Here is an 18,633-nt window from a genome sequence, read left to right on the forward strand (position 1 = left end):
ATGGAAATTATTCAAGTCAACAACAAAAAACAGCTCAAAGATTTTGTCACTTTTCCGTTTGATTTATACAAAAATCATCCTTATTGGGTTCCGCCGCTTATAGCTGATGAAATAGAAAATTTTGATATAACTAAAAATCCGGCATTCGAATCTGCTGAAGCCCATTTGTTTTTGGCCTATCAAAACAACAAGATAGTTGGTAGAATTGCAGCCATTATCAACTGGAATGAAGTCAATAATCAACATAAAAAAAAGATGCGCTTTGGTTGGTGGGATGTTATTGATGATGTTGAAGTGACCAAAGCTTTGCTCGAAAAAGTGCGTGAAATTGGTCTTAAAAACAACCTAGAACATATTGAAGGCCCCATGGGTTTTTCAAACCTTGATAAAGTAGGGGTTTTGACTGAGGGTTTTGACTATATAGGTTCTATGATTACTTGGTACAACTTTCCGTATTATGCGCAGCACTTAGAGCAGTTGGGCTATGTAAAAGAAAAAGAATATCATGAAAGCAGTTTTTTGTTGAGTCAAGTTGATCCGACTGTCTTTGCAAGAGCACAAGAATTTGTACGTAAAAGATATGAACTGAGTTCTATGAATTTCACCCGAACACAAGATATTATGCCTTATGTTGATGAAATGTTCGATTTGTTCAATACAACTTATGCCCATTTGGCATCTTTTGTAGCCATTACAGACATACAGCGTGCATATTTTAAGAAAAAATATATCCCGTTTATCAATCCTGAATATATCAAATTTGTTTTTGACAAAGACAACCGAATGATTGCCTTTACGATTGTCATGCCTTCATTTTCTGAAGCCCTGCAAAAAGCCAATGGCAAATTATTCCCGTTTGGATTTTATCATCTTTTGAAAGCTAAAAAAAACAGTAAAGAAGTTTTGTTCTATTTGATTGGCATTGCGCCCGAATATCAAAACAAAGGAGTCACCGCCATTATATTTGATGATTTTTTCAAGACATTCAAAGCCAACGGTATCACCAAATGCATCAGAACTCCGGAACTTGAAGAAAATCACTCCATCCACAATCTTTGGAAAAACATTGATGCGCGGGTAACACGCCGAAGACGAACTTACCTCAAATCAATTCAGTAATAAAAAAAGCGCCTCGTATTGAAGCGCTTTTTTTTATAAAACAAAGTTTAGCAATTAACTGACATCAACGGTTGTTTGCTCAGCAATAGCTTTATAAGTTCCGTTGGTCAACTTTTCGCGAATGGCTTCAAAAGCGGCTAAAGTTTCTTCAATATCACGCAATGTATGCGAAGCTGTTGGAATCATTCGCAACAAGATAATTCCTTTTGGAATCACCGGATATACCACGATAGACAAGAAAATTCCATAATTCTCGCGCAAATCGTTCACCATGACCATAGCTTCTGGAATGCTTCCTTCAAGATAAACCGGAGTAACGCAAGTATTGGTATCACCAATATTAAACCCACGAGATTTCAAGCCGTTCTGAAGCGCATTTACATTTTCCCAAAGTTTGTCTTTAAGCTCAGGCATGTTGCGCAACATTTGCAAACGTTTCAAAGCCCCAACGGTCTGAATCATCGGCAAAGCTTTGGCAAACATTTGTGAGCGCAAATTATATTTCAAATAATCTATAATGTCTTTGTCAGCAGCAATAAAAGCTCCGATAGAAGCCATAGATTTGGCAAAAGTGGAGAAATAAACATCAATTCCGTCTTGACAACCTTGCTCCTCACCTGCTCCGGCACCTGTTTTTCCTAAAGTACCAAAACCATGTGCGTCATCAACCAACAATCTGAAATTGTACTTTTCTTTCATAGCCACAATCTCTTTAAGTTTTCCTTGCTGACCGCGCATTCCGAAAACACCCTCGGTGATAAACAAGATTCCACCCCCTGTTTCAAGCGCCATTTTAGTAGCTCGCTGAAGGTTTTTCTCCATGCTCTCAATATCGTTGTGTTTGTAGGTAAAACGCTTGCCCATATGTAGACGAACACCGTCAATAATACATGCATGTGCATCAACATCATAAACAATGATGTCATTTTTAGTAACCAAAGCATCAATGGTTGAAACCATTCCTTGGTATCCGAAATTCAACAAATAGGCTGACTCTTTTTGTACAAATGCTGCCAATTCATTTTCTAATTGTTCATGAATGCTTGTATGACCAGACATCATTCGCGCACCCATCGGATATGCAGCACCGTAATTCTGAGCAGCATCAGCATCGGCTTTGCGCACTTCAGGATGATTGGCTAAGCCCAAATAATCGTTAATACTCCAGTTTAATATTTCCTTTCCGTGAAATTGCATGCGCGGGCCCAAATCTCCTTCGAGTTTAGGGAACACATAATATCCTTCGGCTTGTGAAGCCCATTTTCCGAGCGGGCCTTTGTTGTTTTGAATTCTTTCGAATAAATCTTTGACCATGATTATCAACTAATACAATTCTTAAAATAATGCCGCAAAATTAGCGATTTTGACGGGATATTCTGAATTAGTTATAAATATTTATGAAGCATAAAAAAACCCACTCTATTGAGCGGGTTTTTTATTTCATTTTGAATAATATTATTAAAACGGATAGAACGCAAAGATGAAGTTGTTTGAGTTGGCCTCCCAGATTACATAATCTGAGCTATCAACTAATCCATCTCCGTTCAAATCTGTAGCAAAAACTCCAAACGCAAAATTGTTTGAGTCCTCTTCCCAGATTACATAATCTGAGCCGTCTACTAGATCGTCATGCGTAATATCTCCTGAATAAATAGCAAATACACCTGGCTCCACCTCAATCATGTTATCTCCATAAGCTTGTGATGCTGATGTAGTAAAATCATAAGTCAATGGTGTTGTACCAATGGTTTGCGGCATAGCAGACCATGTTTGTGTAATATTTGCACCTTTTACTGCAATATAGTAATCCCCGGCTGCAGCTGTATTAAACGTAGCAGACAAAGTACCATCAGTATGCAATGTAGCCACTGCGGTGTCAACCAAAGCATAAGTAGTAGCATCGTGTAACTCAATAGTCATATCCTCAACATCAGTTGCCGGTGATACGAAATCTTGGTTGAATTTAACCGAGTTCATTGTGCTGCCACCCATATAATATCCTTGGATAAACATGGTCAAATTAACTACTGAACCTCCACCACAGTTGTCTGTCAACAATGGGTTGGTGTCGTCGCAATCTGTTCCGCTTGTAGTAGCTGAATATCCAGCTGGAGCTGAAGTTCCTGAACAAACTGAAGCCGTTCCGTTGTCCCATCCGTCACCATCAGCATCTACATAATAAGTAGCCAATTGATAGATTGACATATTGGTATCGTCACAATCAGTGTTGTTTGAAACATATCCTGATGGCTGGCTACAAACTGAAGTAGTTACAGCAGCATTTCCGTAACCATCACCGTCAGCATCTTCATAGAATGTAGGAGCAAAAGTAATCGATGCATTGTTGTCATCACAATCTGCACCAGAAGTAGTCGCTGAATAACCCGCAGGAGCACCCGCACCTGAACAAACCGTTTCAACACCTACTGAGAAGTTATCACCATCGGCATCAATATAATAAGAAGCCAATTGATAGATAGCCGCATTGTTATCGTTACAATCATCTAGCATAGAAGCTGAATTGGCATAACCTGATGGGGTATCTAATCCATAACAAACCTCAACTGCAGAACCAACCGTATACGTATCGTTATCGGCATCAACATAGAACATGCCCAATTGGTATTTAGTTGCATCAGCATCGTTACAATCATCACCGGCAGTAGTTTCAGAATAACCTACCGGAGCACCAAATCCTGAACAAACAGTAGCAGTTCCGTTGGTATATCCATCGGCATCGGCATCTATAAAGAATGTGGCTAGTTGGAAAATTGATGAATTATTGTCATTACAATCATCTCCGGCAGTTGTTTCAGAGTAGCCTACAGGAGCTCCAAATCCTGAACAAACAGTAGCGGTTCCGTTGGTGTAACCGTCAAAATCAGCATCAATATAGAAAGTTGCTAATTGGAAAACAGAACCGTCCGCATCATTACAATCAGTATTGTCTAAAACATATCCAAACGGAGCCCCAACACATGAAGTTGTGCTCATAGCTGCATTTCCATAACCGTCATTGTCAGAATCAGCATAATAGGTGATTACATCAGCAACATCAGCAATCGTAATTTGATTTCCAGATGTTGGAACATACGGAGTAGTTGTGGCATCAGCTCTTTCAACTGAATCAACAGTCAATGTACTGCCGTTATCAGCTGTTGTCAAAGCCAATTGGAAAGTTGCATTACCTGAGCCATCAGCGGTAGTAGTCAACACATTTGATGAAGTGGCACCCAAAGTATAATTGATTTTTGCCACTTTATTAGGCAACAAACCGGTTACTTCAAAAGTTCCGTTGCTACCGCTACAAACAACACCAGCTGACTGAGCAACAGAAGTAAATGTTTGTGTTTCATAAGCAGTTGTAACAGAGATTACATTAGAATTATCTGATGTACTATTTGGACTAAACGATCTAACTCTGTAATAATAAGTAGTATTTTCAGTAACCTGAGGTCCATCAACTAATTGTGAAGTTCCGTTAACGGTAAGATTTTCATATCCTGATAAGAACATAGGCGCTCTTCCGGTTATCGTAATATTGTCAATAGCCGAAGTCCCTCCAGCAGCTACCGTAGTATTATTAACTGCAGTATTACTGGTCATAATCCAACGCAAATAAACAGAAGATTGATTATCACAAGCAGCAGGCAGCGAAGTTGTCGCCAAAACTCCGGTAGTCCAATCATTTCCAACTGTAATTACCGCGCCCGGAACATCAGTCCAAGCACCAGCTGTTCCGATTCTGTATTGAACTTTAAAGTCTTTCGGACCTGTGTTAGAAGAACGTTGAGACGATGACACTTTGGTATTTGTATAACCTAATGTTGAAAAATCAACTTGCCACCATTTGGCTCCGTTTCCTGCATTCCATGTCCCTGCTGAAGCCGCACTGGTTGCACTTGACACAACCGGAACATACGTAACAGTTCCTACACCTCCTTGAGTAGTCAAGGTTTGTGCGTTATTGGCAGTTATAGCAACATCAACTATATTATTATCAGGATTATTCGGAAAAGTCCAAGCCGCTAATGTTGATGAAGGCCCGTAAAAATCAGCTGTAGTACTCACATCCAATTGATAGCTAGTTGCTCCGATAACGGCATCCCAATTGGCAACAAAACTATTATTGGTTACTGTGGTTGCAGCAGTGGCTATTGGAGCATCAATATTGGCTGTAGTAAACTGACCTGCCGGGCTACTTACAATATCACCTGTTGCATCTGACACATACGTTCTGAAATAATATAGAGTATTAGGTGTTAAACCGGTTAAAGTAGCTGGTAAACCATGTACAAATACAATACTTGAAAAAGCACTGTCAGTGCTGTATTGAATTCCGAACTCAGTTAAAGCTGAACAACCTAAAGTATATGCCCCAGAAACCGAAGCTCCGTTTGAAACAATTGAACTAGCTGTTCCGGTAGTTGCAGAAGCCGGGGTATTGATACCTGAACCAGATACAGTTACAAAAATACTGGTCGCTCCAACACTAGCAATTGTGATAGGTGTTGTACTGTATGACTGAACTAAAGTTGGTGTGAATTTCACATAAATAGTTTCTAAAATATCACCATTAACATCAGGCGAAAGAGTTAAATCATTAGCATAATCATTACCTCCGGTAATTGAAAAGGTAAATCCATCTAACGGACCAATTGTCATATCATGGGTAAGTTGTGTTCCTAAAACAGCGAATGTTTTAACATCTGAAGCATTGATACAAACATTTCCGAAAGCACCTAGCGGATCAGCTTCTAAAGTTGGTGTTGTAATAGGCAATGTTGTAGCCGAATTAGAAGTTCCGAATGCAGTTTCAACGTTAGCACCATTTCTAGCTTTTACTGAGTATGTATATAATGTATTGGCATTTAATCCGCTTACCGTAATTAAATGAGGCGTTGGCGATTGCATCCAATTAAAAGCAGTTTGCCATACAGCAGTTGCTCCTAAAGTTCCGTTGGCCTGAAGATATTGACTGTTGATTTGAATCGCATACATTGTCGATGTCGGATTGTTACTCGTATCAAAATCAAAATCAAAAGTAGTGGTTGTAATATTTGAAGCTGCATTAGGTTGTACAGGTACATTAGCCAAAGTGTAAAAACTTGACGGTGTTCCATAACCATAGCCTTGAACGCTGTTTGCGTAAGCATTGTAATAATACTCAGTATCTGGCAATAAAATGCTACCGGTTCCTATTGAGAAAGCTCCGGTTCCGATACTTGGTGATGGGTTGGCTAATTGAATAACACCCGGCTCACCTAGCGTTGGCGTAAAGTCTGTAGAAGAATAAACAATACCGTTACCTAAAACATCCGGCCCACCTGTAGCCGTTACATCACCTGACAAAGTAGCTGAGTCAATAGTGATATCCGTAGCAGGAGTAATTGTTACTACCGTTGGTGGTGGAATTACAACCGCTCCGTAGATAGTCAAATCATCAACTCTGAATGTTCCTGTTGCTGCTGCTGCACCGGCTGATAAATCAGCGCGTTGCGTTCCGTATGGGTAAATTCTAAAGGTGATGGTTCCAGAAATTGGCGTGCTAAAATCTGCAAAATCCCAAGTTAATTGTGTAGCAGAAGTGGTAGTCAAAGCTGTATTATTCATGGAAGTTGAAGTTGCAAAACCATCAGTACTATAGCGTACTTCTAATTGATTCGGAGCTGTATTACTTCCTGAACGAATGAATGACATTTTAGTCAAATTAAAACTAAAACCTGATGCTGCAGTTGCTGAAAACTCAACGTAAGAACTATTGTTAATACTAGAGGTTACGTTTAACGTTGTTGAGCTAAAAAAGTTACTCAAAGCCGAACAGATCATTGTTGAACGACCAGCTATTGCGCCATTGACATTTGCTGCCACAACTGGTGTATTTCCTTGTGTCGGACAAGCCGAAGTGGTTCCTGTAAACTGATTTAAATATAAAGCTGCCTCAACTGTTCTGGTTTGGGTGAGTTCAGGAGCAGCTGCATAATTGGTATTACCTACTTGTTTTGCCGTAATGGTAACAATGCCTGTCCCAACAACCGTAAGCACATTACCAGAAATAGTAGCAACATTGGTATCTGAACTTTCAAAAGTAACGGTTAAACCTGATGAAGCAACTCCTGTTAACGTAACCGGAGCGGTCAAATTAGTCAATGTTGGAATCGTCAAGAAAGTTGTTATCGTTTGGGTAAGCTGCGTAATGGTTGCATCTGCAATAACAGGTTGAGATAATGTATAGTTACCTGCCTGTGCACCATTTAATGTATAACCCGTTACCGTTACCGTTTGCGTTCCCGCATTGGCTGTAGCAAAGTTTGCAACCGGGGTCCCTCCAATAGTAACATCATCACTATTAATCGGAGCAGGAGATAAAACCGCTGTTCCTGTTAAAGTAGCTGTTGTATTTCCGTCATAGGGTTTATCCAAAGCAGATATTCCGGTAATGGTAATGGCCAACGGAGTTACTGTTAATGTTTGCAATTGATCAATAGCAGGATTATGGGTTGAATCACCCGCTTGTGAAGCTGTTATAGTGGTTGAACCTGCACCAACAATTACAGCAGTACTTCCTGAAATTGTGGCTACAGCCGGATTAGAACTTACATAAGTAATTGGATTACCTCCGGGATTGTCTGAGGTTGCCAATAAATCTACTGTTGCCGTTCCGTAGGGAACACTGCCTAGAGCAGGAAAAGTTATCACCTGATCAGCCAATGATGAAGGATTAATAGTTGCATTGGCTACTGTTGGCTGACTTACGGTATAGTTTGCAGCTTTAGTACCACTAATACTGTAACCTGTTACCGCAACCGGCCATGTACCTACGGCTGCTGATGAAAAAGTAGCTGTAGGGGTCCCACCCAAAACAACATCATCTGAAAACAAAACTCCGTTTAAAACAGCTGTACCGGTTAAAGTAGCAATATTATTACCATCAAAAGTTTTGTCTTGCGCCGTGAGCCCCGTAATAGTCAACCCAAAAGGTGCAACTGTATTGCCAGAACTTGAAGTTACAATGTTGGCATTGTTTGCCGGACTACTTGAAAGCACTACAGCATTTTGCGCATTATAGCTTCCTGCCGACGCATTGTCTTTTAAACGCACCAAAAATGAAATTCCACCGGCATTAGCTTCAGTAGCTGTGTATGAGGCTGTAGATCCGTATGAAACAACATCATTTCTAGAAACTTCAAAACCAGTCTGAGCTGTTGCTACCAAAGGGTTGGTTAACAATGTACCTGAAACTGCAAACGTTTGATGCGCAGAAGCTGTCCCATAAGTAGTTGAAAATGCAACTGTTGAAGTTGTTCCTCCGTTAATCACCGAAGCAGGTGGCGCAACATCTTCCCATGTTTTACCAACGCGAATAGCATCAATTGAACCCGTCGGAGGAGTTCCTTGACGAATAGCAATAGCACTCAAAGCAGTTGCATCGGTTCCTGCTGATGTGCTTTGTAAAGCCGCACCAGCTGTAGCTTCAGACCCTGCAAAAGCGGGCAATACCCACAAATCACAAGTATCGTTAGTAGCACCTGCAATAAAAGTATATTTAACCACCAACATATAGGTAGTGTTTAAGTTGTAGTTCGTAGCGGCCATCGTTGGTGTTCCGGCTTTACTGATACCAAAACGAATATTAGCTCCACTGAGCTGAACAGCAACTCTAGCATTGAACGTGGCATTATTAAAATGAATAAAATAATCACTTCCGGCTGCTGCAGCTGTAAAACGAACCAAGCAACTCATGTAAACCGTCCCAGAATTTTGTGAGGTAAAGGTTGTGTTGTGGTCACCAACCCCAGTAGAAGCGATAGTCGCACAACCACCAACTCCAGACCCAGCATGACCAGAAAAAGTCAATCCGGTATTGGAATATTGAACATAATTACTGGTTCCGCTGTGGACTGCCCAGTTTGGTGTTGCTGTGGTCTGCAGATTTCCTGGTGTCGTATAATTAAAATTATCCGAAAACAGCAACTGTGCAAAACCTTTACCAGGCAAACACAACAACAGAAGAGCAAAACACCAAAACACTAAGGTGTTTACTTTCTTAAAAAGTAGCATATTTTTCATAAAAAATTAAAATTGAGTTGAAGCAAAAATATATATTATTTAGCTGATTTTTGGCTATTTGTGTGAAGTAATTGTTAACTAATTTCACAATAAAACTTTAATCGTTTTTTTCAAACACTTAATCGATTTAATTATTAAAAACAGCAGCATCAGATTGAATTGACTACTATTAAATCAGTGTGTTATTAACAATTATTGCTTTACAGAAAAATGATTTTTTCAACAAAAAAGAAGGGTTTTATCAATTTGAAAACCATGATTTTGTAGTTTATACAATTATTCTTGCATTACATCGATTAGCCAACCATGATTCAAATATTAATTCTAATTTTGCTTCAGAAAAAATCTAATATAGAATATATGAAGACAAATTACACTGTATTTAAAATGATTGCCCTAGCATTAATGTTTACTTGTAATTCTTGGGGTCAAACCACTTTAGCCAAATGGAATTTTAACGGAGCAGATGCTGCTTCGGTTCCGGGCGGAGGCTCAAATCCGCTACCTTCAGAAGGTTCAGGAACTATCGGATTGGTAGGAACTGCAACAACTTCGGCAACGCCTTTTGCTGCGGGTGTAAACTCAACCGGAGTTGGTAGCTCAGACCCGGTAACCACTAATCCACCAAACTTGGCTTGGGCCATTACTAATTTTCCTGCATTAGGTGCTGGTAACAAAACCAGTGGTATTCAGATTAACTTTGTTTCAGCTAATTATGCCGGAATAAAAGTTAAATTTGACCAACGCTTAAGCAACAAAGCCGCCAACACATATGTGGTTCAATACACTGCTGATCGACTAGCCGCTTCGCCGGTTTGGGTTGATGCGCAAACTTTTAGTTTTACGCCTGCCGCTACTGGAACCGGAGATGTATGGTACAACAGTAGAACAGTTGACTTAACTGGCGTAACTGGCCTGAACAACAGCGATATGCCTGCCATAAGAATCGTTGCTGCCTTTGACCCGATTGCCGGGAATTATTTAGCTTCAACCTCAACCTCAACCTATGATGGCACTGGTGTAGTTCGTTTTGATATGGTAACGGTTACTGCCGAAACCAATTTAGCAACTACAGTTTTTGAGGCCAATAACAATAGTTTTACTGTAGCTCCAAATCCATCCAACAAAGAAATTGTCTTATTCAACAAGACCGTTGATATTGAGGTGTATGATATTCTGGGCAAAATGATTGTAAAATCAAACAACACTTCTAGCCTTGACACAACTAATTTTAACAGTGGTGTTTACATGATCAAAACAGCCAATGGTCAAACACAAAAACTCATTGTAAAATAATTTGAACAACTAAATACAAAAAAAGGCATCCCACAAACGGATGCCTTTTTTTTATACCAAACCCGCAACTGTCTCGTAAAGAATATCATTTTTTACCGGTTTTGACAAATAATGGTTCATCCCGATTTCTTTGACACGCATTTTAGTGGTTTCCATGACATCTGCTGTTACTGCCACGATTGGAATGTCTTTATATTTTTCACCAGCTTCCCCAGCTCTAATAGCAATAGTTGCTTCGTAACCATCCATAACCGGCATTTGCAAATCCATTAAAATTAAATCAAAGGATTCCTTTTGTAACATTTCTATACCTTCCTGGCCATGATTGGCATATTTTACTTCAGTATTGAGCCATTTTTTGACGATCATTTTAATGACCATTTGATTTATAGCATTGTCTTCAACTACGAGTATTTTCTTTCCGCCTAAGTCAAATATTTGGTTTTCCTCAACTTTCGGTGTTGCTTTTTCAACCACAGCAATGTCATAGTCTACAACTATTTTACAATGTGTTCCTACATTTTCTAAGCTGTCAATTTTAATGGTTCCGCCCTTTAAATCAACCAAATTTTTAACAATAAAAAGCCCCAACCCTAAGCCACCAAATTTTCGTTTGTTGTCAATAGTACTCTGCGAAAATGACTCATAAATACTATGCAATTTTTCTTTTGAAATACCAATACCTGAATCTGAAATTGTAATTATCAAACTAGCTATGTTTTTGGATTTTATTTCAGCATCCAGCTCAAATTTAACAAAACCATGCGAGGTAAATTTGATGGCATTGCTTAAAACATTGTTCACAATCTGAACCAAACGAGTAACATCTCCCAAAAGATGATCGGGTATATTTTCGCCTTTAATGAAGTCAAATTCTAAGCCTTGATCTTTAGCTCTGATAGCGGCATTATTCTTTAAATGTTCTAAAACTTTTACCGGCTCAAATAACACACGTTCTAATTTAAGCTCTCCTTTTTCAATCTTAGAGAAATCAAGAATATCATTTACTGAACTCAACAAACTATGTGAAGAATATTTGATTACCTGACAGTTTTGTTTGATTTTTTCATCGGCCGAATCTTTTAGAATTGAATCTGTCAAATTCAAAATAGCATTTAGCGGTGTGCGCAATTCGTGGCTAATATTGGATAAAAAATAAGATTTCAAATCGTTCATCTCTTCAAGTCTTATCAAAGCCAAACGGTTGAACTCATCTTTGTCATTTTTGAGTTCTCTGATCAAATTCCCCATTGAGAGTGAGAGAAAGATAATCTCGAGCCCAGTGCCAAATTTTGAACTATTTTGTGTAAAGAAATTATTAGGAAGCTGGCCAAAATTATTTAAAATAAAAACCCCAAACCCCATGATTAAAAACAAAATACCAATACTAAAAAATGGATCAACCGGTTTACTGTTCCAATACATATGCGCTACTGCACTGATGATCAAGATGAGTACAAATAATCCTAAAACATTCGCCAACGGATAACAAACAGCAAAAGCAGGAGGAACAAAAACAATTACCAGAATAAGCAATCCGGCCATTGAGTAGACCACATTAAAAGCGCGATACAAAAAACGATTGTGCTCTTTTACTTTTAAAAACACCTCACTGTATTTGCCCAATAAAATTCCTGCGGTCATAGCAAAAATCAATACTGCATGCATTGAAAGCCAGCCCCCTTGTGGTGTAATTACTTTAAAGAAATAACCATCAAGCGCAAATTGCATCAACCCAATAAAAATAACATATAAGCTGTAATAAAAGAAGGTCTTCTCACGCATAGCCACAAAGAAAAACAGGTAGAGAATGGCGGCAGTTAAAAGAATTCCGTAAAAAACACCAAACACCCACTCCTCAATAGTTGTCTCTTCAACAAAACTTTGTGCATCTCTGAGGGTTACCGGCATTTTAATAGTTTCCCCATCACTTTTAAAATGCAGGTAAAAATCTGCTTTTTCTTGAGGTAAAAGTTCAACCTTAAAAATGGTTTTTCGATCTTGAAAACTACGTTCAAAAAAGGGTAACCCATCGCCACTGATTGATTTTGAAATTTGACCTGTAGCTGAATTCACCTTATACATTTCGGCCAAATCAATAATCGGACGTGCAGTTTCAAGATAATATTCCAGCGGACGATTTGTTGTATTGGCTAATGAAAACTTTGCCCAAAAATGATGGTCGGTAAAACCTAAATCATCATTGTCTGTTTTGAGTTTTGACGGATAAAGTGCCGTGTACTTTTTGACTACATCCGCAATTTTGAGTTCTTGCTGCCCAACATCGGCAATAGTGGTGTAATGATAGAGCGAAATGTTTTTAGGAAGATTTCCGTCTCGGAATTGATATTGAGCATACGTTTTACTACTGAGTAATATACATAGCAAAAGCACATACCTCTTGAGGTGGTGGATGAATTTCATTTGGATTGGATGTTGTTGGGTTTAGGTGATGCGAATATAAAAAACACATCGAATCAAGAACATTTTTTTTTTTTAAAACCCTAATTATATTGTACTATTTTTAATGATTATAAATTTGTTGTCAAAATCTAATCTATTTATAAAATTTTTCTGATGAAACTTGTTTTTGCAACCCACAATCCCAACAAACTCGAAGAAGTTCGGGCTTTACTACCCAAGAGCATTGAGCTTTTAGGTTTACACGACCTTGATTTTCACGATGAAATCGACGAAACTGCCAACACCATTGAAGGCAATGCAAAAATCAAATCTGATTATATTGCCCGCAAATTTGAAGTTAATTGCTTTTCAGATGATACCGGACTTGAGGTTTTTGCCCTTGACGGTGCGCCCGGAGTTTATTCGGCTCGTTATGCCGGTGAACAAAAAAATGCCCAAGACAATATGAACAAACTTCTTTCAGAACTTAAGCATTACACCAACAGAAGTGCTCAATTCAAAACCGTGATTGCCCTAAATCTAAACGGTCAACAGCATTTGTTTACCGGCATTGTACGCGGACTAATCATTGATGAAAAAAGAGGAACACATGGCTTTGGCTATGACCCTATTTTTGTACCCGAAGGATGCGATTGCACTTTTGCCCAAATGAGTCTTGAGGAAAAAGCCACCATGAGCCACCGAGGAAAAGCCGTACAACAATTGGTTGACTTTTTATCTACTACAACTGAAAATCAACCAACAACCTAAAAATTTTATACTGAAATTAACGCATACCTTATGTAGTTATTCTGAATTATAAAGCCTACCTTTGCGCCCAATTTAAATACACAGAATGAATACATTTGAACAACTAGGCCTAAGCGAGCCTATCTTACAGGCAATTAACGACTTAGGCTTTAAAACTCCGTCGGAGGTTCAGGACAAAGCCATTCCGGTGCTTTTAGAACAGGATACTGATTTGGTAGCCTTAGCACAAACCGGAACCGGAAAAACCGCAGCATTTGGTTTTCCGCTTATTCAAAAGATTGACCCAGACAACCGCAACACACAAGCTTTGATCTTGTCCCCAACGCGTGAACTTTGTCTGCAAATCACCAACGAAATTAAGCTTTATTCAAAATACCTCAAAGGATTACACACCGTGGCTGTATACGGTGGAGCCAGCATTACCGAGCAAGCGCGCGAGGTAAAACGCGGTGCACAAATCATTGTAGCGACCCCGGGTCGTATGCAAGACATGATCAATCGCGGATTGGTCAACATCAAAAACATTAATTACTGCATACTAGATGAAGCTGATGAAATGCTCAACATGGGTTTCTATGAAGACATTTGCTCGATTTTATCTGATACGCCTGATGACAAATCAACTTGGTTATTTTCGGCCACCATGCCTTCAGAAGTAGCGCGCATCGCCAAAAAATTCATGCACGATCCGCAAGAAATCACCGTGGGCGCCAAGAACTCGGGAACTGCCACCGTATCACACGAATTTTATATGGTCAATGCCCGCGATCGTTACGAAGCATTAAAACGTTTGGCCGATGCCAATCCGGATATTTTTTCGGTAGTGTTTTGCCGCACCAAACGCGATACACAAGCCGTAGCTGAAAAACTCATTGAAGACGGATACAACGCTGCGGCTTTGCACGGCGATTTATCGCAAGCACAACGTGATTCAGTGATGAAATCGTTCCGCGGACGTCAAATTCAGATGTTGGTAGCCACCGATGTAGCTGCTCGCGGTATTGACGTAGACAACATTACCCACGTGGTAAACTATCAATTGCCCGATGAAATCGAAACCTACAACCACCGCTCCGGAAGAACCGGACGCGCCGGAAAACTGGGAACATCCATGGTGATTGTAACCAAATCTGAGATTCGTAAAATTCATGCGATTGAAAAAATCATCAAACAAAAATTTGAAGAAAAACCCATTCCATCAGGCATTGAAATTTGCGAAATCCAACTTTTGCACTTAGCCAATAAAATCAAAGACACCGAGGTTGATCACGAAATTGACAACTATCTTCCGGCCATCAATACCGTTTTAGAAGGTTTGAGCAAAGAAGAATTGATCAAAAAAATGGTATCGGTTGAGTTCAACAGATTCATCAATTACTACAAAAAAACACGTGATATTTCTGTGGCAGCAGCCGACGGAAAACGCGGCGAACGCGAACCAAGAGAATTCAGCAACAGCGGAAGTGCCGTTCGTTACTTTATCAACATTGGTTCACGCGACAACTTTGATTGGATGTCACTTAAAGATTTCTTGCGCGACACGCTTGATGTTGGCCGTGATGATGTATTCAAAGTAGATGTGAAAGAAGGTTTTGCGTTTTTCAATACCAACCCGGAACACACTGATTTGGTCATGGAAACCCTCAACAACATTACCTTAGAAGGACGTCGCATCAATGTAGAGATTTCTAAAAACGATGGTGGAAGCCGACGCGACCACAACGGACGCAACTCTGGCGGTCCGAAACGTTTTGACAGAGGCGATAGAAGCGATAGAGGAAGCTTCTCAGGAAAACCAGAACGTCGCACAGAGCGCCGTGACGGGAAATTCTCATCGAGCAAAGAAGGCAAATTCTCGTCTGCCAAAGACGGAAAATTCTCTAGTTCAAGAGACAGCAAACCAGCAGCGGGCAAAAGCAGTTTTAGCGATAAAAAGCCACGCCGCTCTGATGACTTTATGAATAAATTCAACGAAAAGAAATCGCGCAGAAGCTAATCAGCATTTGTTAATTTTCTGATAATTGTCCAAGAGGCTACAAAATATCACTAGTGGTTTTACTACTTTTAGGCTTTCAAAATCACCTATGAGATATTTTGTAGTCTTTATTTTTATATGGTTTTCAACCGCTGGCGTATGGGCACAAAGCCTCACCCAAGATGACCTCATCAACGGAACGATTACCAATGACAACACCCAACTTCCGATTGCCAACGTCAACATCATCAATCTCAACAAAGTCATCGGAACGGTTTCAAACGCCAAAGGTTATTTTGAAATCAACGCCACAGTCAACGACACTTTACTGCTTTCATACATCGGGTTTCAATCGCTTAAAGTGCGCGTCACCAACGATTGGATCAAAAACAAAACCACCAAAATTCAAATGACCGAAAAAGCCATCGCGCTTGAAGAAGTCATCATCCAACCCTATTATTTAACAGGTTATCTTGAAGTCGATTCTAAACTGATTCCATCGCTCGAAAATTACCGCTACAGCATTTCGGGCTTGCAACAAGGCTATGAAGCCGGCGATAAATCACCCAGTGCTTTTGGACGCGTCATTAGTTCAGTCATGAATCCGGCCGATTTGCTCTACAATACGTTCGGAAAAAAATCAAACGAACTCAAACGGCTCAAACAAGTCAAAAAAGACGAAACCGTCCGCAATTTGCTTGAATCAAAATACGACCGCGAAACGGTGGCCACTTTACTCGGCATTGACAAAAAAGATATTCCTGAAATTTTACAACACTGCAACTATTCTGAAGCTTTTATCAAAAGCGCCAACGACTTGCAAATCATGGACGCCATCAGCGCTTGCTATGAAGAATACAAAGTTCTGCGCAAAAAGTAATCTTATTTCTGCGCGTTCAAATCGCTGTAATAACGCGCCTCAATACGCTCAATATCTTTAATCGATTGCTTGGCCCAATCCAATCTTTTCTGCACTATTTCTTCCTCAGTCAGTTGCCATGAAATATCTGATTTGCGCAAACGACTCGTAAGGTTCTGCAAAATAATCGCTGCCGAAACTGATATATTCAAACTCTCGGTAAAACCCGCCATCGGAATTTTAATAAAACCATCGGCCTGCGCCAACACTTCTTCAGAAAGTCCGTGGCGTTCAGTGCCAAAAAACAAAGCGCTGGGCTGGGTAATATCAAAATCGTCCAAATCGCAATCGTCTTGGTGCGGTGTGGTCGCAATAATCCGGTAACCGCTCTTTTTAAGCGAAGCAATACAACTGTCAATGCTTTCATAACGGTTCACATCAACCCATTTCTGCGCGCCCATAGCAATTTCTTTGTCAATGCTTTTGCCGAATTTTTCTTCAACCACATGCAATTGCTGCACGCCAAAAACCTCGCAACTACGCATCACCGCGCTGGTATTGTGCAACTGATACACATCTTGAATGGCTACCGTAAAATGATTCGTGCGGCGCGTGAGCACATCCACAAACTTCGCCTTGCGTTCCTGGGTGAGAAAGCCTTCTAAATACGCCAAAAAATCAGTATCGGTCATACGGTAATTTTGGGTAAAAATACATTTTTGGGCGTGCCGGCGCAAATCAAATACATCAAAACCGAATCATGCGCGGCGCCGTCGGGCTGTTCGCGGCAAGTCCTCGCCGCTGCGCTGCGCTCCGCGGCTGCGGGCTTTTTGCTGCCATCCCTCACGCAAATCAGACACGCTGCGCTACAGACACGGCTGCGCCTTGAGACACGCTGTGCTACAGACCGCTGCGCTTTAGGACAAAAGAGTGTTTCAAACTAAACATCTTAAAACTTTTAAACAACGAATATTCAACAACGAACAACGAACTTTGAAGTGATTGTTAGGCGATGACACGATTCAAAACTTCAAAATTTATTCCGCTGCGCTCCATACAATTCGCCCACAGCTCGGGTCGTTAATCGTTAATCTTCAATCGTTAATCATTACAGACACGGCTGCGCCTTGAGACACGCTTCGCTACAGACCGCTGCGCTTTAGGACAAAAGAGATGATAAGATTTGAGAGTTGCTTCGTTAGACTAGCGCACTGGCTTAAGATGCGGTGACTGGTTTGATTATTTTATTTGAATTCAAATCTTTAATTTATAAAACTGCTCACTCATGGTAACGGCCGCGTGAGCGATTGAAGCAAGTGCCGCGCACTGCGAAAAGCGCGACCCGCAGGGGCACGCCCAAAACCTATTTCAGAGGAATGAATTAAATGTTTAATTTTCGGGCATGAAAAAACTCGTCGTACTCACCGGAGCTGGCATTTCGGCCGAAAGCGGACTCAAAACTTTCAGAGACAGCAACGGCTTGTGGGAAGGCCACAATGTGATGGATGTTGCCTCGCCCGAGGGTTGGCAGCGCAATCCTGAATTGGTTTTAGATTTTTACAATCAGCGGCGTAGGCAATTGCATGAAGTATCGCCCAATGCCGGACATTTGGTGTTGGCCGAGCTCGAACAACAACTCGACGTGCACATCATTACCCAAAATGTGGATGATTTACACGAACGGGGCGGTTCCAGCCGCGTGTTGCATTTGCACGGTGAACTTTTGCAAGTGCGCAGTGTGCGCAACCCCAACTACATTTTGACTTGGCCCGGCGATTTAAACCTGGGTGATACCGACCCCAACGGACATCAGTTACGCCCGAATATTGTTTGGTTTGGTGAGGCGGTTCCGGCGTTAGAACAAGCTTTAGCGCTCACCCAACAAGCCGATTTTTTTGCAGTGATTGGCACCTCGCTACAAGTGTATCCGGCGGCTGGCTTGGTTGAATACACACGGGGCAACATTCCGATATATTATATTGATCCGCATCCGGCCCGGCTTCCGTATTTGGGCAATCCGGTAACCGTGATTTCAGAACCGGCCACGACAGGCGTTGCCAAAATGAAGACTGAAATCTTGCATTTGCTAGCGTAATTTTAGGTTTGGGGTTTGGGTGTAAAGATTTATCTTTGTGCCTTG

At 40.6% G+C, this 18,633-nt stretch carries 10 protein-coding genes; 6 read left to right on the plus strand and 4 right to left on the minus strand.

The features are described from left to right. Nucleotides 1–1,119: a GTP cyclohydrolase gene (locus KIH23_RS07095; protein ID WP_213212460.1), complete on the plus strand. Its 1,119-nt coding sequence runs from the start codon at nucleotides 1–3 to the stop codon at nucleotides 1,117–1,119. A gap of 54 nt (nucleotides 1,120–1,173) precedes the next feature. Here the strand turns inward: KIH23_RS07095 and KIH23_RS07100 are convergent, their stop codons facing one another. Continuing rightward, the gene (locus KIH23_RS07100; protein WP_213212462.1) at nucleotides 1,174–2,433 is read right to left on the minus strand and encodes an aminotransferase class I/II-fold pyridoxal phosphate-dependent enzyme; all 1,260 of its coding nucleotides are present in this window, start codon (nucleotides 2,431–2,433) and stop codon (nucleotides 1,174–1,176) included. A 144-nt stretch (nucleotides 2,434–2,577) separates the two neighbouring features. Continuing rightward, the gene (locus KIH23_RS07105; RefSeq protein ID WP_213212464.1) at nucleotides 2,578–9,189 is read right to left on the minus strand and encodes a beta strand repeat-containing protein; all 6,612 of its coding nucleotides are present in this window, start codon (nucleotides 9,187–9,189) and stop codon (nucleotides 2,578–2,580) included. A gap of 360 nt (nucleotides 9,190–9,549) precedes the next feature. On the opposite strand from KIH23_RS07105, the gene KIH23_RS07110 reads away from it, so the two are divergent. After that, entirely contained in the window at nucleotides 9,550–10,485 is a 936-nt protein-coding gene (locus KIH23_RS07110; RefSeq protein ID WP_213212465.1) for a T9SS type A sorting domain-containing protein, read from the plus strand. A 51-nt stretch (nucleotides 10,486–10,536) separates the two neighbouring features. Here the strand turns inward: KIH23_RS07110 and KIH23_RS07115 are convergent, their stop codons facing one another. After that, nucleotides 10,537–12,909, minus strand: coding sequence for a hybrid sensor histidine kinase/response regulator (locus KIH23_RS07115; RefSeq protein WP_213212467.1), 2,373 nt, complete (start codon nucleotides 12,907–12,909; stop codon nucleotides 10,537–10,539). A 153-nt stretch (nucleotides 12,910–13,062) separates the two neighbouring features. Here KIH23_RS07115 and KIH23_RS07120 point away from each other — a divergent pair, with 153 nt between their 5' ends. The 3 genes from KIH23_RS07120 to KIH23_RS07130 all read left to right on the plus strand — a co-directional run bounded on the left by KIH23_RS07120 (nucleotide 13,063) and on the right by KIH23_RS07130 (nucleotide 16,514). Continuing rightward, nucleotides 13,063–13,659, plus strand: a complete 597-nt coding sequence (locus KIH23_RS07120; protein ID WP_213212469.1) for a non-canonical purine NTP diphosphatase — start codon at nucleotides 13,063–13,065, stop codon at nucleotides 13,657–13,659. Nucleotides 13,660–13,744: 85 nt separating this feature from the next. Then, nucleotides 13,745–15,655: a DEAD/DEAH box helicase gene (locus KIH23_RS07125; RefSeq protein WP_213212471.1), complete on the plus strand. Its 1,911-nt coding sequence runs from the start codon at nucleotides 13,745–13,747 to the stop codon at nucleotides 15,653–15,655. Between the two features lie 88 nt (nucleotides 15,656–15,743). Further along, complete coding sequence (locus KIH23_RS07130; RefSeq protein ID WP_213212473.1) at nucleotides 15,744–16,514, plus strand: carboxypeptidase-like regulatory domain-containing protein; 771 nt, start codon at nucleotides 15,744–15,746, stop codon at nucleotides 16,512–16,514. Nucleotides 16,515–16,516: 2 nt separating this feature from the next. On the opposite strand, the gene KIH23_RS07135 is transcribed toward KIH23_RS07130, so the two are convergent. Further along, entirely contained in the window at nucleotides 16,517–17,185 is a 669-nt protein-coding gene (locus tag KIH23_RS07135; protein WP_213212475.1) for a TrmH family RNA methyltransferase, read from the minus strand. A gap of 710 nt (nucleotides 17,186–17,895) precedes the next feature. Here KIH23_RS07135 and KIH23_RS07140 point away from each other — a divergent pair. Beyond that, complete coding sequence (locus tag KIH23_RS07140) at nucleotides 17,896–18,588, plus strand: SIR2 family NAD-dependent protein deacylase (RefSeq protein WP_213212476.1); 693 nt, start codon at nucleotides 17,896–17,898, stop codon at nucleotides 18,586–18,588. Nucleotides 18,589–18,633: the final 45 nt, after the last annotated feature.

It is taken from the genome of Flavobacterium sp. CYK-55 (assembly GCF_018413465.1).
Taxonomy (GTDB): domain Bacteria; phylum Bacteroidota; class Bacteroidia; order Flavobacteriales; family Flavobacteriaceae; genus Flavobacterium.